The following is a 408-nucleotide window of genomic DNA, read 5'->3' as shown; positions in this document are numbered from 1 at the left end:
GTACGCTGAGGGCGGAAAAAATCGTCGGGGACATTGTAAAGGCGGCGAGCGCGGCTTTTCCGCGCCAGCGTGAAAGCAGTGTGGACTGGCCGTCAGGTACCCGTACTGTCACCGTGACCGATGACCATCCTTTTGATCGCCAGATAGTGGTGCTTCCGCTGACGTTTCGCGGAAGTAAGCGTACTGTCAGCTGCAGGACAACGTATTCGATGTGTTATCTGAAAGTACTGATGAACGGTGCGGTGATTTATGATGGCGCGGCGAACGAGGCGGTACAGGTGTTCTCCCGTATTGTTGACATGCCAGCGGGTCGGGGAAACGTGATCCTGACGTTCACGCTTACGTCCACACGGCATTCGGCAGATATTCCGCCGTATACGTTTGCCAGCGATGTGCAGGTTATGGTGA

General features: G+C 55.4%; 1 protein-coding gene. It reads left to right on the top strand.

Annotated features, from left to right (window positions below; translation table 11 throughout):
• The coding region (locus tag J0A68_RS22500; protein ID WP_236025726.1) for a phage tail tip domain-containing protein at nucleotides 1-408 on the top strand (408 nt) is incomplete at both ends.

It is taken from the genome of Algoriphagus oliviformis, assembly GCF_017254915.1.
GTDB lineage: Bacteria > Bacteroidota > Bacteroidia > Cytophagales > Cyclobacteriaceae > Algoriphagus > Algoriphagus oliviformis.
This window is presented reverse-complemented; position numbering and strand designations above follow the sequence as displayed.